This window comes from Xenorhabdus koppenhoeferi (genome assembly GCF_900116635.1).
GTDB classification, from domain to species: Bacteria; Pseudomonadota; Gammaproteobacteria; order Enterobacterales; family Enterobacteriaceae; genus Xenorhabdus; species Xenorhabdus koppenhoeferi.
This window is the reverse complement of sequence record NZ_FPBJ01000044.1, coordinates 1-24,724: the sequence shown is the minus strand read 5'-3', so window position 1 is coordinate 24,724 and position 24,724 is coordinate 1. Positions and strand designations below refer to the sequence as shown.

The 24,724-nt window shown below is 39.9% G+C and carries 17 protein-coding genes, 1 tRNA gene and 4 pseudogenes; 18 read left to right on the top strand and 4 right to left on the bottom strand.

Features of this window, described 5'->3' with window-relative positions; all coding sequences use genetic code 11:
• The 9 genes and pseudogenes from BM329_RS12530 to BM329_RS12485 all read left to right on the top strand — a co-directional run.
• Positions 1-82 (top strand): annotated as a pseudogene (locus tag BM329_RS12530) (IS200/IS605 family transposase); the annotation flags it as partial.
• A 105-nt stretch (positions 83-187) separates the two neighbouring features.
• Positions 188-391, top strand: a complete 204-nt coding sequence (locus tag BM329_RS12525; protein WP_177216264.1) for a type 2 periplasmic-binding domain-containing protein — start codon at positions 188-190, stop codon at positions 389-391.
• 106 nt (positions 392-497) lie between these two features.
• Positions 498-1,256, top strand: coding sequence for an FCD domain-containing protein (locus BM329_RS12520; protein WP_092553698.1), 759 nt, complete (start codon positions 498-500; stop codon positions 1,254-1,256).
• Between the two features lie 279 nt (positions 1,257-1,535).
• The gene (locus BM329_RS12510) at positions 1,536-2,447 is read left to right on the top strand and encodes a restriction endonuclease (RefSeq protein WP_092553691.1); all 912 of its coding nucleotides are present in this window, start codon (positions 1,536-1,538) and stop codon (positions 2,445-2,447) included.
• Positions 2,448-2,531: 84 nt separating this feature from the next.
• Entirely contained in the window at positions 2,532-4,151 is a 1,620-nt protein-coding gene (locus tag BM329_RS12505; RefSeq protein ID WP_092553688.1) for a class I SAM-dependent DNA methyltransferase, read from the top strand.
• Positions 4,141-5,523 (top strand): restriction endonuclease subunit S, encoded by a 1,383-nt coding sequence (locus BM329_RS12500; RefSeq protein WP_092553685.1) that lies wholly within the window; start codon positions 4,141-4,143, stop codon positions 5,521-5,523. Before BM329_RS12505 ends, BM329_RS12500 begins: the two co-directional genes overlap by 11 nt.
• A gap of 122 nt (positions 5,524-5,645) precedes the next feature.
• Positions 5,646-8,912, top strand: a complete 3,267-nt coding sequence (locus BM329_RS12495; protein ID WP_092553682.1) for a type I restriction endonuclease subunit R — start codon at positions 5,646-5,648, stop codon at positions 8,910-8,912.
• A gap of 225 nt (positions 8,913-9,137) precedes the next feature.
• A complete protein-coding gene (locus BM329_RS12490) occupies positions 9,138-10,103 on the top strand; it encodes an AAA family ATPase (protein ID WP_092553701.1) in 966 nt (321 codons plus the stop codon).
• Positions 10,104-10,114: 11 nt separating this feature from the next.
• Positions 10,115-11,329, top strand: a complete 1,215-nt coding sequence (locus tag BM329_RS12485; protein WP_143101246.1) for a S8 family peptidase — start codon at positions 10,115-10,117, stop codon at positions 11,327-11,329.
• A gap of 221 nt (positions 11,330-11,550) precedes the next feature.
• Here BM329_RS12485 and cuyB read toward each other — a convergent pair whose 3' ends face one another.
• Positions 11,551-12,246 (bottom strand): cysteate racemase, encoded by a 696-nt coding sequence (cuyB, locus tag BM329_RS12480; protein WP_092553675.1) that lies wholly within the window; start codon positions 12,244-12,246, stop codon positions 11,551-11,553.
• A 128-nt stretch (positions 12,247-12,374) separates the two neighbouring features.
• Between cuyB and BM329_RS12475 the strand changes: the two genes are divergently transcribed.
• Positions 12,375-13,268, top strand: coding sequence for a LysR substrate-binding domain-containing protein (locus tag BM329_RS12475; RefSeq protein WP_092553672.1), 894 nt, complete (start codon positions 12,375-12,377; stop codon positions 13,266-13,268).
• A gap of 60 nt (positions 13,269-13,328) precedes the next feature.
• Here BM329_RS12475 and BM329_RS12470 read toward each other — a convergent pair whose 3' ends face one another.
• Positions 13,329-14,606, bottom strand: coding sequence for a dicarboxylate/amino acid:cation symporter (locus tag BM329_RS12470; protein WP_092553669.1), 1,278 nt, complete (start codon positions 14,604-14,606; stop codon positions 13,329-13,331).
• Between the two features lie 1,561 nt (positions 14,607-16,167).
• On the opposite strand from BM329_RS12470, the gene BM329_RS12460 reads away from it, so the two are divergent.
• Both BM329_RS12460 and pyrB read left to right on the top strand, forming a co-directional pair.
• Positions 16,168-16,470 (top strand): helix-turn-helix domain-containing protein, encoded by a 303-nt coding sequence (locus BM329_RS12460; protein WP_092553666.1) that lies wholly within the window; start codon positions 16,168-16,170, stop codon positions 16,468-16,470.
• A gap of 401 nt (positions 16,471-16,871) precedes the next feature.
• On the top strand, positions 16,872-17,813 hold the full coding sequence (gene pyrB, locus BM329_RS12450; protein WP_092553660.1) for an aspartate carbamoyltransferase: 942 nt from the start codon (positions 16,872-16,874) through the stop codon (positions 17,811-17,813).
• A gap of 204 nt (positions 17,814-18,017) precedes the next feature.
• On the opposite strand, the gene ampH is transcribed toward pyrB, so the two are convergent.
• Positions 18,018-19,235, bottom strand: a complete 1,218-nt coding sequence (ampH, locus tag BM329_RS12445) for a D-alanyl-D-alanine-carboxypeptidase/endopeptidase AmpH (RefSeq protein WP_092553658.1) — start codon at positions 19,233-19,235, stop codon at positions 18,018-18,020.
• A 380-nt stretch (positions 19,236-19,615) separates the two neighbouring features.
• On the opposite strand from ampH, the gene BM329_RS12440 reads away from it, so the two are divergent.
• The 6 genes and pseudogenes from BM329_RS12440 to BM329_RS15090 form a co-directional block, all read left to right on the top strand.
• Positions 19,616-19,700 (top strand) — tRNA-Leu (locus BM329_RS12440).
• Positions 19,701-19,853: 153 nt separating this feature from the next.
• Positions 19,854-20,118, top strand: a pseudogene (locus tag BM329_RS12435) (DNA primase); the annotation flags it as partial.
• Between the two features lie 393 nt (positions 20,119-20,511).
• Entirely contained in the window at positions 20,512-21,126 is a 615-nt protein-coding gene (locus BM329_RS12430) for a hypothetical protein (RefSeq protein ID WP_092553655.1), read from the top strand.
• 328 nt (positions 21,127-21,454) lie between these two features.
• Positions 21,455-21,976, top strand: coding sequence for a hypothetical protein (locus BM329_RS15095; protein ID WP_245759083.1), 522 nt, complete (start codon positions 21,455-21,457; stop codon positions 21,974-21,976).
• A gap of 76 nt (positions 21,977-22,052) precedes the next feature.
• Positions 22,053-24,065, top strand: coding sequence for a type VI secretion system Vgr family protein (locus tag BM329_RS12420; RefSeq protein WP_092553652.1), 2,013 nt, complete (start codon positions 22,053-22,055; stop codon positions 24,063-24,065).
• Positions 24,062-24,412, top strand: a pseudogene (locus BM329_RS15090) (DUF4123 domain-containing protein); the annotation flags it as partial. The gene BM329_RS12420 and the pseudogene BM329_RS15090, both read left to right, overlap by 4 nt.
• A gap of 216 nt (positions 24,413-24,628) precedes the next feature.
• Here the strand turns inward: BM329_RS15090 and BM329_RS14845 are convergent.
• Positions 24,629-24,724, bottom strand: a pseudogene (locus BM329_RS14845) (RNA-guided endonuclease TnpB family protein); the annotation flags it as partial.

Here is a 24,724-nt window from a genome sequence, read left to right as displayed (position 1 = left end):
TTCATACTTCGCTTGCACTGCTGGCGGTGCAACAATTGAAACGTTAAAGGCTTATGTGGAGAGTCAGGCGACCCCAGATTAAGCCGCTATCGCGTCTTACGCCTTATATCCCCGCCCTCATCGGGTGAGGGGTTACGGCGAAATTGCTTGTATCCCCGCCCTCATCGGGCGAGGGGTTACGGCGAAATTGCTAAATTCCTCAAAATACATGACTCAACTTTGGGAAACATCAGAGAATGAAGAACGCGCCAAAGCAGAAAAACAAAATGTTAAGTTTATTACCGTGGACAAAATGACTTTCCAAGAAGCAGTTAAACCGATGTATGACGACATTGCTAAAACCAACCCTGAACTCTCTGAAATGGTAGATCGTATCCGTACAATTGAGTAAATACCTCCATTTATCTATGAGTGGTTATATTTCTAAGGGCAATACCTTAAAATGAGATCATTTTTAGTCGTTCACCTTACGCACACTAAACCTACAGCGACATTTAATGATGAACATTGAAGACCTCAAACGGCCTTATCAGGAAGTGGGCCACTCATTACGCCAAATCATTGCGACTGAACACTATAAGATCGGTGATCGCCTCCCCCCAGAGCGTGAAATCGCAGATATGCTTGGCGTCTCCCGCGCCCTGATTCGTGAAGCGATCATCATGCTGGAATTAGAAAACCTGATTGAAGTCCGCAAAGGTTATGGCCGGAATTCGGGGATTTACATCATCAACCTGCCAAAAGCCGCTGAGACTTACGTGGAGAATGCGGCAGGGCCTTTTGAGTTATTACAAGCACGCCAATTACTGGAAAGCAATATTGCTGAATTCGCGGCAACCCAAGTTACACCAATCGATATTGCCAATATGCGTCAGGCACTGGAAAAAGAAAAAAATGATCTGGAATCAGGTGAAGATGAATCCGGCGACAGAGAATTTCATCTGGCCATCGCACAAGCAACGCATAACAGCATGCTGGTTGAACTGCTAAAGCAGTCTTGGACATGGCGCGAAAATAACCCGATGTGGATGAAATTACACAGCCGGATCACGAATACCGACTACCGCCGGGAATGGCTGAATGATCATCAGGCGATTTTGGCTGCTATGGTCAAAAAAGACCCTGTGGCTGCGAAACAAGCCATGTGGCAGCATCTGGAAAACGTGAAACAGCGATTGCTGGAGTTATCAGATGTCGATGATCCTGACTTTGATGGGTATTTGTTTGAGTCTTATCCGGTTGGGATTGGGAAGTGAGATTTCCCTTTTATGCTCGCTAATATGCCCGTCAAACGAATACATAGCAAAATAGTTATCGGAAATACATCACGATTTTATATGGCTATTTTAATTGATTCAGTGCAACACGTGATACCAAATAAGGATGCTATGGCAGCTATCTGGTTTACCAAGGCGAAAAAATTAGAAGATGAGATCTTGAGCATATAAAATAGCTTAAAACAAAAGCTGTATAGACTGTTTTGATTCAAAGCATATTGTTCAGCCTCACAAAAACAAATGGAAAATAGATTATCTATGTCTGTACCTACTTACGATCAATTTATAGAACCTGTATTACGGTTTTTAGCGAAAAAGCCAGAGGGCGCTTTATCAAAAGAAGTTCAGGAGGCAGCAGCTAACATATTGCATCTCAATGAAGAGCAACGTTCTAAAACGATTTCCAGTGGTCAGCTGGTTTACAAAAATCGTACAGGCTGGGCACATGATCGCTTAAAGCGAGCCGGATTATCACAAAATCTATCTCGTGGAAAATGGTGTTTGACGAAAAAAGGATTCGAGTGGGCCAAAACACATCAACTATTAAGCGATGCTGAAGTAGCACACTTAGCATCCGCTTTTGTTAATGTGAAATTATCACAACATCCCGATGCCGTAGAGTTAGATCCATCTCAGGAAAACACTCAACTAGAATCCATGCTAACAAGCAGCCCAGATGACCGTTTAGAACAGGCTTTAAAAGAGATACGAGATTCCGTCGCAACAGAGCTTTTGGAAAATTTACTACAAGTTTCTTCTGGACGTTTTGAAGTGATCGTCTTAGATGTTTTACATCGCCTTGGATATGGCGGACATCGTGATGATTTACAGCGTGTCGGCGGAACGGGCGATGGTGGTATTGATGGCATTATTTCATTGGATAAACTCGGCTTAGAAAAAGTCTATGTCCAAGCAAAACGCTGGCAGTCAACCGTAGGCCGACCTGAATTACAAGCTTTTTACGGTGCTCTTGCAGGCCATAAAGCCAAACGCGGGGTTTTCATCACTACATCAGGGTTTACCACACAAGCTGTCAAGTTCGCCCAATCTGTTGAAGGGCTTGTACTGGTTGATGGTAATCGCTTGGTACATCTGATGATGAATAATGAAGTTGGCATCAGTTCGCGTATGCTTAAAGTTCCCAAATTAGATACTGACTACTTTGATTAGTCACATTCAGAAAGTACTAAGGACGACGTTGAAGATATTTTGTTAGTATACTTGCCATCACAGTAATACGAATTTGAGATCAACATGGCTAAAGCAGTAACTAAAAAAAACAAAGCAAAAAAAGGATTTGAAGACACCTTATGGGATACCGCTAACCAACTTAGAGGCAGTGTCGAATCCTCCGAATATAAACATGTCGTGCTGAGCCTTGTTTTTTTAAAGTTTATTAGCGACAAATTTGAGCAACGCCGTCAGAAAATGTTAAATGAAGGCCAACAAGCCTTTGTCGATATGGAAGTCTTTTACCAGCAAGATAATATCTTTTATCTGCCTGAAGAAGCGCGCTGGTCATTCATTCAAGAGCGCACCAAGCAAGATAATATCGCGGTACTTATCGACACGGCGCTCTCTACAATAGAGAAACGTAACCCGGCTTTAAAAGGCGCATTACCAGACAATTACTTCAGTCGTCAAAATCTGGAGCCTAAAAAACTGGCATCGTTGATCGACTCCATTAATAACATCGAAACCATTGCTCAGGAAACCGGTGTTAAAGAACTGTCCAAAGAAGATTTAATCGGCAGAGTTTATGAATATTTCCTCGGTAAATTTGCCGCGACTGAAGGTAAAGGCGGCGGTGAATTCTATACTCCAAAATGCATAGTAACCTTGCTAACTGAAATGCTAGAACCTTTCCAAGGTAAGGTCTATGACCCATGCTGTGGTTCTGGTGGGATGTTTGTACAATCAGTCAAATTTGTAGAAAGCCATCAGGGTAAAAGCCGTGATATTGCCATTTATGGGCAAGAACTTACTGCTACTACATACAAACTAGCGAAAATGAACCTCGCTATTCGTGGGTTATCAGGCAATCTGGGAGAAAGACCCGCAGATACTTTCTTTAACGATCAACACCCAGATTTAAAAGCCGACTATATTCTTTCTAATCCGCCCTTTAACTTAAAAGAGTGGCGTCAAGAAACAGAACTGACTGACGATCGACGTTTTGCTGGCTACCGTACTCCTCCAACCGGAAATGCTAACTACGGCTGGATATTACATATGCTCTCCAAGCTAAGTGCTACCGGTACTGCGGGTTTTGTGCTGGCTAATGGTTCCATGAGTTCCAATACCAGTGGTGAAGGAGAAATTCGCGCGCAGATGATCGAAAACGATCTGCTTGAGTGCATGATTGCCCTTCCCAACCAACTTTTCTATACAACCCAGATCCCCGCTTGCCTATGGTTTCTCACCAAAAATAAAGATGTGGATGTTGCTAAAGGCTATCGTAATCGCCAAGGTGAAACGCTGTTTATTGATGCCCGTAATTTGGGTTCAATGATTAGCCGCACCAATAAAGAACTGACAGCAGAAGATATCGCTACGATTGCCGATACTTACCACGCTTGGCGTAGTACGCCAGAAGAGCTGGCAGAGCGTATTAAACGTGGTGACAGTAAGCTGGAAAAATATGAAGATATTGCTGGGTTCTGCAAGGTAGCAACCATTGAAGAAATCAAAGCTAACGATTATGTAATGACTCCGGGGCGCTATGTTGGTGCAGTGGAGCAGGAAGATGATGGTATTGCTTTTGAAACCAAGATGTGTGAATTATCGCAAGCCTTATTCCAGCATATGACGCAGGCCAAAGAATTGGATAAAGCAATTCGCCTGAATCTGGAGGCCCTAGGTTATGAGCAGTAAATGGAAACAACTAAGATTAAATAAAATAGCTAAAAATGTTTCTAAATCATTTGATTTGAAAGGTAATGATCACGCAATTTTTATTAATACAGGAGACGTACTCAACGGACATTTTCTTCATGAGGAATTGTCTAATATCAAAGAGCTACCAGGACAAGCCAAAAAAGCCATTAAAAAAGGAAATATCCTTTTTTCAGAGATAAGGCCAAACAATAGACGGTTCGCTTTAGTTAATTTTGAAAATACAAAAAATTATGTTGTTTCAACAAAATTTATGGTTATAGAAGTAGATCAAAATATTATGGATCTTGAATTTTTTTACCTACAGTTAACAAGCAAACAAACACTTTCTGAATTTCAGAGAATTGCAGAGTCACGTTCAGGAACATTCCCTCAAATCACATTTGATGCGATTAGCCATTATCCTTTTTACTGCCCTGAGAAAAAAACACAGCTTAATATCAAAAAGGTATTATCTTCAATTGATTATAAAATCAACCTTAATAATAAGATTAACCAAACCCTAGAACAAATATCACAAACTCTATTCAAATCTTGGTTTGTCGATTTCGATCCAGTGATTGACAACGCCTTGGAAGCAGGAAATTCAATTCCTGGCAGCCTTCAGAAACGGGCTGAACTACGCCAGAAGGTACGTAACAGTTCAGAATTCAAACCGCTTTCGAATGAGATTCGTGCACTATTCCCAGCGGAATTTGAAGAAACAGAATTGGGGTGGGTGCCGAAAGGGTGGAAAATATCCACCACTGGAGAAGAATTTGTAATTAAAGGTGGTTCAACTCCCAGCACGAAGAATCCCGAATTCTGGGATAACGGAACAATATTCTGGACTTCTCCAAAAGACTTATCAAGTAATAACACTAAAATATTATTAGACACAGATAAGAAAATCACTGATGCTGGTTTAAAGAAAATATCATCGGGACTTTTACCTATAGAGACTGTATTAATGTCTTCACGAGCTCCCATTGGTTACTTAGCAATAACAAAAATACCTCTAGCTATTAACCAAGGATACATAGCCATTCCTTCAGCCAAAACGCTAACACCAGAATATACTATTTATTGGTTAGAAAATGTAATGGATGAAATAAAAGGAATTGCAGGAGGTACCACATTTGCGGAAATCAGCAAAACAACCTTCAAAACAATAAACATGGTAATTCCAACGCAACAAGTTGTCGATACATATACGAAACATGTTAAAATCAATTTAGAAAAAATCACTGATAACATTAAAGGAATAAATACACTAATTAATATTCGAGACACCCTACTCCCAAAACTAATCTCCGGCGAGCTATCACTAAAAGATCTTCAAGAACCCATAATGGAAGCAGATACAGTCTAACTTTTAGCCCCTTTCACAAGGGGGTTTTCTTTTTTTTAAGAGATTGAGTAACAGGTCAAAGTAAAAATAAGAAAAACTATTGTATGATTAGCCGCTTCAATAGTTAGGAGCGGAAATAAGTAATGAGCCTGAAATTTAGCGAAGAAAAGTTAGAAAATGTCATTATCGAATTGTTAGGAGAACAAGGTTATCCCCATATACCAGGTGAAAGCCTTACCAGAACCGATCAAGAACAGGTGATCATTGTCGACGATCTCCGCAATTATCTGACCACCCGTTATCAAGCAGATAGCCTGACTGACAATGAAATCGAACGGATTATTCGCCAGCTCACCACTCTTTCCGCCAGCGATCTCTACGAAAGTAATAAAACATTTTGTTTCTGGTTATCTAACGGCTTTCTATTTAAACGAGATGACCGAGCAGAAAAAGATCTCTATATCGAGCTTATTGATACCCGTCACCTACCTGCAGCACTACAACAATTATTTAGTCGCAATGAAGTACCACTACAACAAGCAGCGGAACCCACTGCTTTCTATTATTCTACCAACTCGGATAATCGATTTAAGGTAGTAAACCAATTCGAAATAATCGGCAAAGATAGTCAAAACCGCATTCCAGATACCATCCTCTATATTAATGGACTGCCATTAGTTGTATTTGAATTTAAAAGTGCCATTCGCGAGCAAAAAGCCAATTTAGACGATGCCTGGAGACAACTCTGTGTCCGCTATCGCCGTGATATTCCACAATTGTTCGTTTACAACGCAATGTGCATTATTAGTGATGGTGTTAATAACCGGATGGGTAACCTATTTGCGCCTTATGAATATTTTTATTCCTGGCGCAAAATTACCGGAGATGAAAGTCGTGAGCAGGATGGCATTCGTTCGTTGTATACCATGATTGGAGGGCTATTTCACCCAATACGCTTGCTGGATGTTATCAAAAACTTTATCTGTTTCCCGGATAGTGTAAATAGAGAAATTAAAATCTGCTGTCGCTATCCACAATATTACGCTGCACGCAAACTCTATTACAGCATTAAACGAGCACGTAAGCCGCAAGGTAACGGAAAAGGTGGTACCTATTTTGGTGCCACCGGATGTGGAAAAAGTTACACCATGCAGTTTTTAACTCGCCTATTAATGAAGAGCGTAGATTTTGCCAGTCCTACAATTGTATTAATCACTGATCGTACTGATCTAGATGAACAATTATCCCGACAATTTTGTAATGCAACAAAATACATCGGAGATGACACGATTATCTCCGTTAAAAATCGCGAAGACTTACGTGAAAAACTCGCTGGGTGTAACAGTGGCGGCGTATTCCTGACAACAATTCATAAATTCACCGAAGACACAGAATTACTTTCAGAACGTAACAATATTATCTGTATCTCTGACGAAGCACACAGAAGCCAAATCAACCTCGACCAGAAAGTACTCATTGATAACAAAACAGGGCGTGTTCGCAAAACCTATGGCTTTGCCAAATACCTTCGCGACTCACTACCATCAGCAACTTATGTGGGTTTTACAGGCACCCCTATTGATGCCACATTAGATGTATTTGGTGAAATTATCGATAGTTATACCATGGCCGAATCAGTGAAAGATGGCATTACAGTTCCCATCGTTTACGAAGGACGCGCAGCAAAAATCATTCTTGATAACAGCAAACTAGAAGAAATTGAAAAATACTACGAAGAGTGTGCTGCTGCTGGTACTAACGACTATCAAATAGATGAAAGTAAAAAAGCGTCAGCTCATATGAACGCTATTTTGGGAGATCCAGACCGTCTGCGGGCATTAGCCGATGATTTTGCAAAACATTACGACAAGCGTGTAGCTGAAGGTTCAACAATAAAAGGCAAAGCTATGTTTGTCTGTGCTAGCCGTAATATTGCCTGGGAATTTTACAAACAACTTAAAGCGATACGCCCCGGCTGGTTTGAAGTACAACAAACTTCAGATGATACCGAGCTAACCGAAGCTGAAAAAGAAAAACTACTGCCATCTGAAATGGTGAAGATGATCATGACGCGTGATAAAGATGATGAAGAAACGCTTTATGATTTACTTGGTAGTAAGGAACATCGTAAGGAACTGGATACACAGTTCAAAAATCCGAACTCAAACTTCAAAATTGCCATTGTTGTAGATATGTGGGTAACGGGATTTGATGTACCCGAATTGGATACTATTTATATCGACAAACCTCTGCAAAAACACAATCTCATTCAGACTATCTCACGAGTAAACCGTAGTCTTCAAGGAAAAGGCAAAGGCTTGATAGTCGACTATATTGGTATCAAACGACAAATGAATCAAGCATTAGCCATGTATTCAAAGGTTGACTCGACCAACTTTGAAGATGTCGCTCTATCTATTACTACAGTGAAGGATCATATTGATTTACTGAAAAATATTTTCCATAAGTTTGATAGCCAAGATTATTTTAGTGGTGAAGCACGAGCACAGTTAGCATGCCTAAATCGTGCTGCTGAATTTGTACTGCAAACCAAAAAGCTAGAACACCGCTTTATGGGATTAGTTAAACGTCTAAAAGCCGCTTATGACATATGTTGTGGCAGCGAGTTATTAACTCAAGAAGAACGCGATCATATTCACTTCTTCTTAGCTGTCCGTTCCATCGTCTTTAAACTGACTAAAGGTGATGCTCCGGATGTGACTCAAATGAATACCAAAGTACGCAAAATGATTGCTGACGCACTAAAATCCAACGGCGTTGAAGAACTATACACACTAGGTGAAGACAAAGCTGAATCCATAGACATTTTTGATGATGACTACATGGACCGTGTTAACAAAATCAAGTTACCCAATACAAAAATCCAGTTACTGCAAAAATTATTAGGAAAAGCCATTAGCGAATTTAAAAAGGTCAACCAACTACAGGGAGTCAATTTTTCCCGCCGTTTTCAAGCGATCCTTGATCGTTATAACGAACGTAGAGAAGATGACATCTTAAATGGTGAAGAATTTGAAACTTTCAGCCAAGAAATGGCAGATATCATCTACGATATTAAAACCGAAATGGGCACTTACGTCGAAATGGGAATTGATATTGAAGAAAAAGCTTTTTATGACATTTTGTTCCATATGCGTGAAAAATATCAATTCACCTATGACGATGACAAAATGCTCATTTTGGCTAAAGATATGAAACTAGTCATTGATAATACAGCTCAATATCCAGATTGGAGTAAACGCGACGACATTAAAGCAAAACTCAAGGTGGATTTGATTCTTCTGCTGCACAAGCATGGCTTTCCTCCAATAGCGAATGATGAAGTCTATTACGGTGTGCTGGCACAAGCAGAAAATTTTAAAATGAATCGAATGAATCAGACTATCTAAAGTGGCCTGCTTACCAGAAGAATAAAATGCTACATGCTATGCTGTAAGGTGAAGTGAAAAGTGCTATTAGTGCGGCTACGAATCCTTACACATAGCATATCCTTTGTTATGCCATAGATTCATATACAACCGAATCTCTCATGGATGTTTCATCAGCACTCTGTCAGAATGCAGGATAGTTTTTTTGTCGTTATTCTATTTTTTACACGATACGAGAAGAAGGTCATGGCAAGTTCGGAGCAGCTTAAAGCATTATTGCAATCTCATCTGGAAAAAGATGATGACAGATTTATGTCTGTCGCATTGCAAGTTGCTGCTCATGAAGCTCGCCGCGGGCATGGCAAACTTGCTCAAGAGTTAAGGGATATTGTTGAAGCTGCTAAGAAGAAATCTAGCCTCAATAAAAATGCTCCAATATCAATAGCTAAAGGCATACAAGACACCAGCGGTCTACTATTTACCTCCCATCCTAAAAATAAACTTGTCGATCTTATTGCCAAAGATGAACTAAAAAACAGACTTGAACGTTTGATTCGTGAACAAAAATTCATGGCAAAACTGAAAAGTCATGGTTTATCTCCACGAAGAAAAGTGCTTTTAGTTGGCCCTCCGGGAACAGGGAAAACGTTTACAGCATCAATTCTAGCTGGAGAGCTTGATTATCCCTTATTTCAAGTCAGATTAGACGCTCTGATTACAAAATTTATGGGCGAGTCATCTGCAAAGTTAAGGCAAGTTTTTGACGCTATTAATAATGTCCGAGGCGTTTATTTTTTTGATGAATTTGATGCTCTTGGCTCGCAAAGAAACGCTGGAAATGACGTTGGTGAAGCGAGAAGGATCCTTAATAGTTTCCTTCAAATGATTGAACAAGATGAATCCAACAGCCTAATTGTTTGTGCTACAAACCATATTGAGATACTTGATCACGCTCTTTTCAGGCGATTTGATGATGTCATTCGATACGAGCTTCCCGAAGATGATGAAATAATTATTCTGTTTAAAAATAGATTAACTCCATTCGTCGCGAAGAATTTCTCCTGGAAGAAGTTACCTGATAAAGCAAAAGGACTGAGTAGCGCAGAAATTACAAGAGCTGCTGAAGAAGCAATAAAAGACATGCTTATTCATGGGCATAATAAAATTAGTATGCCTTTACTGGACTTAGCAATAACTGATAGAAAAAATTAAGTCAGTCAGCTTTGTTATTAAGTAAAATAGCTGAAATAAAAAAATCAAAAACTACCGCTGATTTTTTTGAACAACTTTCCATGTCAGATCAATTTGAATGGTGTAATGACCTATTGAGTAGAACATCCTTTATATCTGGTGACGACTGTCCATATATATCTATTATGGATACAGGCATAAATTCCGGCCATCCATTACTCCAACAAGTATGTAACGAAGATGACCTATTTGTCATTGATCCAAACTGGGACGCTGATGATAATGATGGGCATGGAACTTCAATGGCTGGTATTGCCACATTTGGTGACCTGTCCTTAATATTAGACTCGCAATATTCTGTACAAACCAAACATAGAATCGAATCCATAAAACTATTAAGATACTCAGGAGATAATGAAGGAAAACACCTGGGACAAATTACTGCTGACGGTATATCTCTTTCCGAAATCACCAATTTTGATAGAAAGAGAATTTATACACTTGCTCTATCTGCAAAAGATTCCATGGATAGAGGAAAACCTTCAGCATGGTCTTCCGAACTGAATTCTTTATCGGTGGATTATCTTGGAGAAAATTTATACCGTAGGCTTTTTGTTGTATGTGCGGGCAATACTGGAAGCGATTTGACAGCTTTAAAGGAATATCCCCAATATAATGAATTACAGGATATTCATGATCCCGGCCAAGCTTGGAACGTGCTAACAATTGGAGCATACACAAATAAAGTTGACATTCGAGATGAAGGGGCAGAATCATATACCCCGTTAGCTCCAAATGGCGGATTAAGCCCTTATAGTACAACCTCCGTCACTTGGATATCTTCAATGCCAATAAAACCTGAAGTTGTATTTGAAGGTGGAAATATGGGTATTGATTCGTTTTCAGCTGCTTCAATGTCTAGTCTACAGTTATTAACAACTCATCACGATATTCCAACTCGATTGTTTTCTACATTTAATGCTACCAGTGCGGCAACAGCATTAGCCGCAAAATTTGCCGCTGAAATTTATTCTGAATATCCTAATTTCTGGCCTGAAACAGTACGTGCTTTAATTGTACACTCCGCTCAATGGACTGACTCAATGAAAGCACAATTCAATTATCCCAATAAAACAGAACGCCAAAAAGCACAGCATTTAGTTCGAGTTGCGGGGTATGGTGTCCCTGATATTAAGAAAGCGCTATGGAGTATGAATAATTCGTTGGCAATGATTATCGTTCTTTAATAATTTCTATTGAAACCACCTCCACAGATATTGATTTATACACCCCAATACAAAATGAATTGATTAATAGAAATATTTTAACGACTGAAGCCAATATTACCAACGAATAAATAATGTAAATTTAATCAGGTAGTTATAGATATGTTTAACTACCTATTTTAAGTCTATTATATATAATCATATAACATTCATAAAATTAAAAACCACCAAACCATTTTATTTTAAAGTTTATTATCAAGATAAGACCAAGCCACTGCCATTTTGACCAGTTCGTCCGTAGCATCAATATACTCATCTTGATAACCATGGCCACTAAGAATCAGTGGTATCTCTGTACATCCCATAATAAACCGTTCAACCCCAACATTTTTAAGCTGAGTAATAACAGACTCTATTAACTGATAAGCTTTTTCTCCGTCACCACTTTTATAAGCTAAAATACTTTCCATAATAATTCCTTGCTGAATATCATCAGGAACCACATAATTCACATTATCTTTCTTCAATCTCTCCTGATAAAGCTCTGTTTTTATCGTCCCTGTTGTGGCAAGAATTGCAACGTTATTAACCCCTTCACTGACTATTTTATTACAAGTCACTTCCACAATATTTAGAAAAGGTATTTTAGTTGATGCTTTTAGTTCATCATGCCAATAATGCGCAGTATTACATGGCATAATAATACATTGCGCTCCCGCTGCTTCTAATATTCGCAATACAGCCAGCATTTTATTTAATGGCGACTCGCCCCCGGAAAGTATATTTTCTGTCCTGTCAGGAATATCTGGAAATGAAACAGCAATCACCGGAATATGCTCCTGATCACACGTCGCCGGTGTGTTTTTAATTATTTTTTCCATTGCATCTATTGTTGCTGCCGGACCCATTCCACCCAATATTCCAATTATTTTTTTCATATGCCACTCCATAAAATAATGGTTATGATGGCACAGTGATTACGATTCGTAATTGCAATATTTCTATGCGTCATGCTGTATTTGCATAAGCTTTTTTATGTAAACCAATCAATAATAAGGTAGGAGTTATGCTTAATAATATTGAGCTAAAATGGTTATATGATGCGGTAATGTTAGAGGAGTTACGAAGTTTTACACTTGCCGCAGAACGGAGAAATATATCCCAATCTTCTTTTAGCCGACGAATTCAGGCCCTTGAAAATGCTGTCGGTTTTGAAATATTTAATCGTGACTCTAATCCATTACAACTTTCGTTACAAGGTCGAGGTTTTATTGTCTATGCCAGAAATCTTTTAGGGGATATAGAGTATCAAATTGGAAAAATAAAAGGCGGTGAAATATCTAAACATCGTATTAATATTACCGCGGCTCACTCTCTCTCTATTTCTCTTTTGCCTGAATTAATTTCTGGTTTTTCAAAGAAACCGGATAAAGTTTTTAATATTGAATCAATCAATGTTGATGAAGCTGTCAAGAATCTCAAAAAAGGCAAAAGTGATTTTATTCTGTCTTTCTTTAATGAAGAACTGATGACCTCTCCTTTCCTTCATCATAATGTTCTGGATGCACAATTATATCTCGTATCTGGCTGTAAGCCTGATGGAAAACCGTTATATCGTCTGGAAAATACGCCATTACCGTTGATGAAATACACTGACGAAAGCTATATGGGCCGCCAAGTAAATCAGTTACTGGAAAAAGATTTCAAGGATAGATTCAACTATTTTTGTCTTTCATCCATGAGTGAATTGCTGAAACGTATGGTTCTGAATGGTCACGGTGTCGGCTGGCTGCCGGATTATTCGATCCGTGAGGAACTCAGGGAGAAGAGACTGTGTTTGCTGGAACCAAAACAGTCTTCTATAAAAATGGGCGTATTCATTTATCGAACTCACTCTCGCCTTAACCCTTCTTCTGAGCGCTTTTGGCAATATATGAAAAAACGGTGGACAGTAATCTGATCACCAGCCTGACATCAAATTAACTTGCTGTAATCACTGAGCTGAATACAGCAAGTATACTCAAACCTCTTGTGCTATTTTACTTGACTGCTCTTTCTGCTCAGCACCACTCTGCTTTTCCTCCAATTTGGCGATCACGGCAGTGGAAATGCTGTTGCCGACTACATTCGTTGCGGTACGTCCCATATCGAGGAACTGGTCAATGGCGAGGATAAGTAAAATCCCCGCTTCGGGAAGACTGAACATCGGCAATGTCGCCGCAACCACCACCACCGAAGCACGCGCAACACCAGCCATACCTTTGCTTGTGATCATCAGTGTCAACATAATCAGGATTTGCTCTGTAACACTCAGGTCAATATTGTAAGCCTGTGCAATGAAAAGTATCGCAAAGGATTGGTACATCATTGATCCATCAAGGTTAAACGAGTAGCCCAAGGGTAAAACAAAGCTGGAGATTTTTTTCGGTACACCGAAGCGATCCAGTGCGTTCATGGTCTTTGGATAGGCTGACTCACTGCTCGCGGTTGCAAAGGCTAATGCTACGGGTTCGCGGATTAATTTCATCAGTGAAAACATCCCCTTGCCGAGGAAAAAGAATCCGACACCTGACAGGACAGCCCAAAGTAAAAATAGGCCGATATAGAAGAGTCCAATCAATTTTCCATAATCATAAAGCAGGCTCAATCCTTGCACGGTAATGGCGGAGGCGATGGCGGCAAACACGGCAATCGGCGCAAATGACATCACATAGTCGGTGATACGGAACATGATGTGGGCCAAATCTTCAATCAAAGTCACGAAGAGGCTTTTTTTCTTGTTGTTGTGACAGATATAGGAAAGTGCTGCACCGAAGAATATGGAAAAAATCAGGATCTGCAAAATTTCATTATTTGCCATCGCAGAGGCGAAACTACTTGGGAAGATATGGCTGATAAAATTTTTCAGTGAGAATCCGCTGGTGTTCAGGCCGGTATTTACCTCTTCTTGCGGGACAACAACATTAAGCCCGACACCAGGCTGGAACACATTAGCTATCAGCATCCCAATGCCTAGTGAGACTAAGCCCGCGATGATAAACCATACCATTGCTTTGATGGTAATTCGTCCGACAGAGGATGAACCACTGATTGATATAAGCCCGGAGACAATAGTGGCGAATACCAGTGGCGCGATGATCATTTTTATCAGGCGCAGGAACACATCGGTAATGATGTTGATATAGGAAGCGACTTCTTTTGTCTGGCTGGCATCAAGATAATGATTCAACCCCCAACCGGTAATAATACCAAGCAGGATGGCGATGATGATTTGCTGCATGAGTCTTTGCCTGTTCATGGTGATCTCTTATTTTTCTGTTTCCTGATTTTTATTTGTTCAAATATTTACATTTTTTTAACCTTTGATGAAATGCAAATGAAAGATGCAATATGCAGAAAATGCATCATCACTTTGGGAACACTGGGGTGAACGAGCGCAGCCAACAAATAGGCAGTTTGAAAGACGAAGTGTATAAATCCCCTTTTCCACAAAATAGCGTCTTATTAGATAAAATTTGAGTGTAATTCCCGCTTTATTACATAAACACTTTTCGTAGTCTGCAATTCCACTCAAAAACCAACCCTAACGGGGATAGCCATTTTTGGAAACTCGGCAACAATAGTCAGTATTTTTCCCTTCTAATTGAGATATAGTGTAAAAACTCTATTCAATACGATGATTTCTATGGATGGATTATCAAAGAAAGAACATTCAGCTTGATGCAAAACACTCCCATCATACAATTATAACTATTGTATTGATTATATTTAAAAAAATGAAAAAATACCCTATATCAGGCAATGAAAATCCCTCTGTTTTAGTAAAATTCAAAAGTGCGAGTAGAATCAGATTACTGGCTAATTAAAAGTCTATTAAGTGGAAAAAATGATGATAAATGATATTTATGATGAAAAGTTAGTAATTTACCGCTAATAATTCGCCAAAATATTAAAATCTACTTATATAAGAAAAATCAATGAAATTTTATTAAAAAACAAAACATTTTATATCAAACTGTAAACATAATCCTACATAATATAACCTAAGTCAAATTTCATTACATACTACAAACCATTCCATTTAAGCAGTTATAATATATGAATTTTTTTTGTTATTCACATATTTTATTACATTGAAATAGTATTAATGTTTAAAAGTTGTTACTTGATACCAATCAGATTACACAGGTCTAACCAGAATTAACATCCTTAAAGAGTTACATATCTAAAATTAAATTCTATCTTGTAATTATCATTCGGATTATAAATCTAAACTAGACAGTTTGATATATTTTGTCCAGTTTATAACCCCAGAAAAGAGATCAATAAGAATAGAATATGCAAATTAATAAAGGATTAGATATAAATTTACCGTAATTCGCATATTTATCTTATTTAAATAAAATTTAATCTTTAAAAATCAATAAATTAAAATAATTAAATTGCATATAAATCCCATGAGATAAAAATTAAGAGCATATTGGTTATCTCTCATGTAAGGAGAACAAAAATGTTGTGTACCCTGCAACAGAAAATCAGCCAGAAGACGCAGCAGAGACAACGGCAAAACAGAGAAACGTGACTCGTATTATGGAAGAACACACCTTACCTCGGTGAAGGGCTGTTTTTTACAACACGTTAATAAAGAAGGTCATGTCATTAAAAAAACAAGACGCATGTCGGAAAACGAAGCGGCGAATCAGGTGGTAACAATAGGCATACCATGAACGGTAGTGAACCCGTCAAGGCAGGCTCTATTTTACAAATAACTAGCGGGGTGAAAATCTAACTATGTTCAAGCCCCGGATTATCCTCCTTGATAACGCCATAACTTACTGATTAAAAATAAAGGATAAGATATGGAAAACGCAAACCTATTAGTCGGAGAACGTATTCAGACCAAAAGGAAAGAGTTGGGTATCACGGCAACAGCATTAGCAAAGCAAATTGGTATTAGTCAGCAACAGCTTTCACGCTATGAAAGGGGAACGAACCGAATTAACATAGTTCATCTTGTTGATATTGCAGAAATATTAGATACCCCGATTAGTTGGTTTTTTGACTTTTGTAGCAAGAGTAGAAAACAGGACAGTACTGCCAATAAACTCACGGATCAATATATTCCCATTGCAGAGACAATTATAGGAAAAAATGGCCGTTAAATAGCTCAATATCAATGCGTCAGAAGCCTGTTATGAAGCTGATTTAATTCTAAATTTTTCAGGCTTCTGGACCCTGTCAATAAATTTGTGTAATTGCCTGTCTTTAGTATGTTTAATTCATCCATTAAGGCCAGCAAAAAGTTAAAACAAAAATTTCTTCCGGCAAACCTTGCGGTGAATACTATCGTGAGTATAATGCGCGACGATTTGCCGGGAGAAAACATGAAAGATTGCGCTGTAGAAGTCGTAAAACATCAAGCTAACGAAAACCTGTCTGCTGGCAGCGTAAGCGTATTATTTTCCCATTGCATAACCGAACATTCATTTAAAAAGCCCCTCAATTGAGGGGCTTTTTTTTGCCTGCTCAGTCAGACTAAAAATCATAAAAGAGGAACATAAATATGGCTAATCCGTTATATCGCAAACATATCATTTCAATTAATGATCTGAGCCGCACAGATCTGGAATTGGTATTGCAGACAGCAGCTGCATTGAAAACCAAACCACAGACTGAGCTATTGAAACACAAGGTGATCGCAAGCTGCTTCTTTGAAGCCTCTACACGCACCCGTCTCTCTTTTGAAACTGCCATTCAGCGACTAGGCGCTTCCGTCGTTGGTTTTGCCGACAGCAGCAATACTTCATTGGGTAAAAAGGGAGAAACGCTGGCTGACACCATTTCTATCATCAGCCAATATGCCGATGCGATTGTTATGCGTCATCCACAAGAGGGGGCGGCGCGACTGGCATCTGAATTTTCCGGCAATATCCCTGTCATTAATGCCGGCGATGGCGCAAACCAGCATCCAACCCAGACATTACTTGACCTGTTCACCGTTCAGGAAACTCAGGGCAGATTGGAAAACCTGAAAATCGCTATGGTCGGTGATTTGAAATATGGTCGCACCGTACACTCGCTGACCCAAGCACTGGCGAAATTTAATGGCAACCATTTCTGCTTTATCGCTCCGGATGCTCTGGCAATGCCAGGCTATATCCTGCATATGCTGGAAGAAAAACAGGTAAGCTACAGCCTCCACAACAACTTTGAAGATGTGATGCCTGAACTGGATATTCTGTACATGACCCGCGTTCAGAAAGAGCGTCTTGATCCTTCCGAGTATGCCAATATCAAAGCTCAGTTCGTCCTGCGCGCGGCAGATCTGGTCAATGTTAAAGAGAACCTGAAAGTTCTGCATCCTCTGCCACGTATTGATGAAATCACGGTAGATGTTGATAAAACCCCGTATGCTTACTATTTTCAGCAGGCGGGTAACGGAATTTTCGCCCGTCAGGCATTACTGTCTTTGGTTTTGAATGAAGAAGTTATTATAAAACGTTAAGAAAAATAGATAGCCGTTAATATTATGATTAAGGAAATTTATCCTTGATCATGATATTATTTTCTTCAATAAGCATTTCTATTTTTCTTATCCGATAACGAATTCAATATATTCTTTATTACTTATCTTACTTGGATTCCCATAATTAATTTCAAGTATACGTACTCTTCAATTATGATTCCTTATAACAGATTAGCAAAAGAGCTAAACTTGGTTATGATTACGTGCTAACGCCGCAACTAATTCATTAACTCCATTCGTCACACGACTGAACTTACTCTGTTCTTTGCGCGTCATTACCACAAATACACCGATATTCTTCTCAGGGATCATCGCCATATAGGTATTGAACCCACCGCCGCCGCCAGTTTTCTGGTAAATACCGGGAATCTCGTCTTTGGCATCTATATATACCCAACCAAGCCCGATACCATCCGCCCGACCTGCAACATCCATTCCTTTAATCGACTTTAGATCAGCACGCTTGAAGTAAATACCTTGTTCACGGCTGGCAGTCTGCTTTCTTAACTGATTATGAGAAGATAAAAATTGCTGCATCCAGCGTTGCATATCTAAGGGGGTGGAATAAATACCACCACTGCCTGCTGCTGCAATAGTATTGACGCAAGGGCTGGGTTTAATTCCAGCCATCAAACGGGCACATTGGGCTTGCGTGGGCATCAGCGTTGTATCTTTCATTCGATAAGGACGGGTGATCTCCTCTTGCAGAAGGCGAACATAAGATTTTCCGGTAGCTTTGGAAAGGGCATCAGCCAATAAATCATAAGCCAGATTGGAATACGATGCTGTTGTGCCGGGTACGGCATCTAATCCTGCGGTTTTCAGCCAAGTCCAGCGGTTTGATTGAGTAGGCCAGATAAACACCGGGCGTCCCCACTTTCCGCCAGGCTGCTCCCGTGGCAACCCGCTGGTATGGCTTGCCAGATGGTACAGCCGGATTGGTTGTCCTGATCCATAATCTGGAATATGAACACCGTAATTCGCATACTTCTGCAACGGATCAGTAATTCTGATATGTTTTTTCTGTGCCAGTTTGATCATAACCTCACTAGTCATCAATTTGGTAATTGAAGCAATGCGAATTACAGAATCCTGACGCGGCTTAATATTACTCCCTGGATAAGTTTCCCCAAAACTGCGGTGTACAACCTGATTATTATCGATCACTACCATGGCCATCCCCAAAGGCTGGCCTTCATCGAAAATGGATTGTGAATATTGATCAACCAGAGTAGTAGCTATTTTTCTGATAGTGTCATTACCCTCAAAAACTTCCCATTTTGCAGATTGCACATTAGATTGCTGAAACTTGTTCTGGTGTGAATTGCCAGAATCAACACAAGCCGAAATCACCCATATTAGGGAGGAAACTGCACACAGTTTATATAGCCGTTTTTTCATTTTTGGATTAACCAATCAGGAAGCATGCAAGTGGGAACAAAGCCGTTATTTTTTTTTCTTAAGCCGCGCCATAATGGCACCGATAACGACACCCAACAAAATGCCTGTAAAAATCCAACTGATAATACTCATGATAATTTCCCCTATAGCAGTGAGTAATTTTGAATTATATAAGGAGCTTATAGATTGTCTATTGGCAGAAGAGAATTGTGGAGAGGGAATTTGTGCGACATGACGTTAAGATGGTAGTATTTTGAACTCCCTGATGAAAAAACGCCTAAAGCGATTCTTTTTTCGACACTTGAACAAGATTGAAAGGATAAGTATTGCGAATGCTCTTCTGACAGGTATAATGACCTCCGTTTTCCGAACCCTTCAGTGCCGAAGTGGCGAAATCGGTAGACGCAGTTGATTCAAAATCAACCGCCTTCGGGTGTGCCGGTTCGAGTCCGGCCTTCGGCACCATTCGTTAGTTTACTAACGTCTACCCAAGTCCACAAATTCCCTAAAAATCCCACTAAATCAAGATATTTTGTTATCCTGACGTCCACTGTAGTCCGTTGCAATCAAGATGCAGCTAGGGGCATAATTAGGGGCACCTACACTTCGATTTTAAATGTGCTGGCGGTGAACAATGACGCCATGAGTTTCAGTGATCGCAGTGTCGCGGCGTCGGGTGATTTTCAACTTCTCCGAAGTCGTGCCGGAAAATGAACGCGATCCACTCTTGCGAGATAAAGTCGCGGCAGAACTGGCCGAGTACAGCCAGCATTACCTGCGTAAGAAAAGAAAACAGGGTATTCGCAGCAATCTGAGCCTGAATATCGACACGGTCATTGAATGGCTGCCGAAACTGACAAAGGATAGCCTGCCAGAAGAATAATTTTTCTCACCCTGATAAAAATCACCTCTGTTCACCTTTTTCAGATTTAAAGGTGAAGGGTTGGGTGAAGAGGGGTGATGAGTTTGATTTCAAGTCATTACCCTTTAACGATATGAATTTAAATGAAAATATTTAAAGATGAACAGGGTGAACAGTTTTATCTCTTATTCTTTAAGAGGGAGGGGGGAAATGGTTTTTCTTGGCGGGTGTTTCTATTCACACTTGAATGGATAAATAATTCTGTTATATATAGCATTTAAGGTAATTAATTATTATTAATAGGACTATAGGTTTCAGTCAATTTTATTTTTCAGATGTACTGTCACTGTCGTTATTAACTTAACTGTGGTACGAAATCTTAAATTTTCTTTACTTTTGATGGAACAAACAAATATGGTGAAAAAAACGATGTTATTAGTTCTGGCTGCTTTCTTCGGTGCGGGTATCGTAATGCTAATCCAATGGATGCGTCCCCCCACAGAAGATCCTTACTTTTTTTTAAATCCTAAACCAACTACAGTTGGTGGTTACCACTCAGTTGAAACTCCTATTAAGTTGTATAAAAAAGGGGAAAAAGTAGATCTGGTGTTTTGGAAGGTTCCTCAGCCCAAACCTAAACTTCTCTATCTTATTCCTGCTAATACTCCATCACCTAAAATTAGTTTGAATATTAAAAAACGAGAAGGCTCTAATTTAGGGTTCTATGTTAGTGACATATTTAGAGGGAGTGGACCTATACATGACCTTAAAGGCAAGCCTATTTTTGATATAAAAATATATAAAATAAATGATGATTTAACAGAAAGCAAAGTATATGAAAAAACTCACAAAAAAGTAAATTCTTCATCTGGGTGGTCAGGTAATAATTTATTTGGCTTAGTGGATTTTGGATCCCCATATCAATATGGACAATATCGTTTGACAGTAGAAGTTCTAGCTGATTTGTCAGAATTAAAAATGGATGATTTAACTTATTCAATTTATATTGAACAAAGCTCAATAAAATAAAAGGATTTAAAAAATGACCCCAAAAAATACGACAGAAGAATTATTAATAGGAATTGCTAACGACAATACTCTTTCAAAATAAAATAAAGAAAAACGTATCAATGCTAATGCTTATCCTGATCAAAATATAAATTATGCTGCAGGAAAACCATGTGCTACGTGTGCACCTCCACAAGCAAGACCCGAATTTGTAGAAAATTTAATTAAATATTTAGACAAAAGGTATATCGTTATTATTTACGCAGCGCATCCGGGCACACTTCTTAATAACGATGATGGAACTCCTCACTTTGAAAAAGGTGAAAGAGTAACATCGGCGGCTGGACATATGTGGTATGAAATTTCAGACAGTTATGTTAATGATTCCTATGGATTTGCTCCTATTAAATCAGGAATTACGGGAGCAGGTAGGGTGACAAAAGAAGATACAATACATTATGAAAACCCACGATATAGCCGTACCATGGAAATTGCAGAAGAACACTATAACCAATTAAAGGAATACGGCGAATTAGCTAAAAGTGGAAATAATCCTGATTTTGATCTTAATTATAATGGAGCTTCGAATAGCTGTATTGATTTTACCTGGAAAGCATTGCGCAGTGCTGGACTTATACCTGAAATAACATGGAATGATTTTACTGAATTTAACAAAATTAATAAAGTATTTAAAAAGTTCGATGGTGATATGAAAGTGGATAATAATATCCCGCATATAAAATCAATTCCAGCACCATTCCCTGACAGTGAACTAAATAAACAGCATTACAATAAACCGCCTAAAAAAACACTACTTCAAATGATACTTACTCAAAAAGATAGCAATGAAACAGATATTAAAATCAGCTAAATGGAAATACTTATTGAACTCATATAGTCATAGTAAACCAATAAATTGATCCACCCAAATATCATGGAGAACACAAATGAGCAGGGTAATAGATAAAATCAATCAACTATTTGATCGCTCAGGGTTAAGATTTACACTGATTACGGAAAACTTACCCGAACAAACTTTTGCTGTCGTCGATTTTGCCCTACATGAATCACTATCTTCTCCCTTTCGGCTGGAAGCCACGCTGACCTGTAACACCCCGGAGATTAATTTTGCCGATGTTCTCGACAGAAATGCGGCTTTTGCCGTACATCGCAACGGGCAGGTTGAGCGCCAAATCACCGGGATGATAACCCATTTTTCACTGCTTTCCACCGGGCGACACAGCAGTCACTACCATATCACCCTTCAGCCCCCCTTATGGCGCGCATCATTACGGGTCAATAGCCGGATTTTCCAAAATCAGTCCGTTGTGGATATTGTGGAAAACCTGCTCAGGGAAAATGGCGTGCGAAACATTTTCTTTGCATTGGGTTATAAACATCCACCGCGAGAATTTTGCGTTCAGTACGATGAAAGCGATTTGGCCTTTATTCAGCGCTTACTGGCTGATGAGGGGATTTTTTACTATTTCGTTTTCGATCAGGAACAGCATGAACAACGTATTGTTTTTCACGATTCCTGTCTGTCCCTTAATCAGGTCATTAATGTCCCTTACCGCCCCGAAGCTGATGCCACGGGGGGAACAACCTGTATTCACCAATTTAGCTGGTCAGAGCGCGTTGGTGTTGCCAATATCACCACCAAAGACAGAACATTTAAGAACCCCCGCTGGAACCGGGAATTCTGGTATGAAGGGCGCAATCTTGATAATCAGCGGATACTGAACAGCTATCATTATTACGATTTTCCCAGCCGCTTTAAAGATGATGATTTAGGCCAGCGGGCAAGCCAGTATCGTCTGGAATACCTGCGCCGGGATACTCAGCTTGGCAATGGTCAGGGTGACAGTTTTGCCATGTGGCCGGGGCAATTGTTTAACCTGACCGATCACCCCAGAGAAACGTTCAACGACCAATGGCAACTCATCCAGATTACTCATTCCGGGCGGCAACCACAGGCAGATGAAACTCAATCCGGCGAGGGCGGCACATGGCTGTCTAATCAATTTACCTTCACCACCCGAAAGAATTCTTACCGTCCTTCACCTTACCCAAAACCCAAAATGGAAGGCCCACACATTGCCACTGTCGTTGGGCCAGAAGGAGAAGAAATCTTCTGTGACGAATACGGGCGCGTTCGTATCCAGTTTGACTGGGACAGATACGGTGAATTTAATGACCGCAGTTCCTGCTGGGTACGGGTCAGTCAGGCATGGGCCGGGCAATTAATGGGTATGATCGCCATTCCCCGTATTGGTCACGAAGTCCTGGTGGATTTTGTCCACGGTGATCCCGACCAGCCAATTATTGTTGGGCGTGCTTATCATGCCAACAACATTCCGCCAAACCGCCTGCCAATGGCGAAACCCCAAATGTCAATCCGCTCGAAAACCCATAAAGGCGAAGGATTTAACGAACTGCGTTTTGAGGATGAGAAAGATCGCGAAGAGATCTTTATTCACGCGCAGAAAAACCTCGCCATTCAGGTACGCAATTCACGGGGAGAACGGATCAACTATGACCGCACAACCAGTATTGGTCATGACGATGAGCAAGTGATAGCCAATAACCGTAAGGTGACTGTAGAGGGTCAGCAGGATCACAAAACCACGGGCAACTATATTGAACAAATTGACGGTGACCGTTCATTACAGCTCAAAGGCGATCTGGCTGAAAAAATTCAGGGGATAGTCAGTGTGGATGCGCAGGGCGATCTGACCCTGCAAAGCGGCAGCAAAATTACCCTGAATGTTGGTGGAAATTTTGTTGTGCTTCATGCCGGCGGCATAGATATCAAAGGTGCAGTGATCAACCTGAATTCCGGTGGCAGCCCCGGTGATTTACTGGCACCCGCTAACCCCGCCATCCTGCTGGCCGCAGCCAGTGAAGGTTCGATGTTTGTCGCTCACTGCCCCATGAAAGAGAAGGAGAAACAGGAATGAGTCAGGAAAAGCTTTACGCTATTATTGATGGGGCCGCAGAACCTGATCTGCTTTTGATGCTGGAGCGTTATGACCCGCCTTCCGCCTGTCTTTATGGTGAACCTCTCCAGCCAGAGTTGGTTGAAATCGCGCCTTATCTGGTACAGGTGGATGAAAAAGTTAAAATCTGGCTGGAATGCCGCAAAACACCGTGGGGAATTTTCGTTCACAGTGCAGCAGATATGAAAACCGTGCGCCAGCATTTACGGAAATACCTGCAAGTCCTGCTTCCTCAGCAGGAAAAACCCGTTTTTTTTCGTTTTTACGATCCACGTAATATCTGGGATTTTCTTGATGTATTAAGTGACTGGGAAATACATTGTTTTTTGGGACCAATTCAAAAAGTCGCAACAGATTACCAAGGTGAATATAAAGAGGATGATTTTCTAAAAATTAGAGAAAAATATCCTGATAACGCCAGGGGAAAATATAAAATTTTCAAAATCAACGAAGAACAATATGAGCTAATAGGAATAAAACAAAAAGAAAAGTATTTACAAAAACTTTATGCAATTTTGTTATCTGGCTTGGTTTTCGTCAACGAGAGTTCGAGAGAGTTTGTGCTGAAAATCAGCGCGAGCGTTCGCTACTTTTTCATGGCATTTGGCGACCAGCAATCT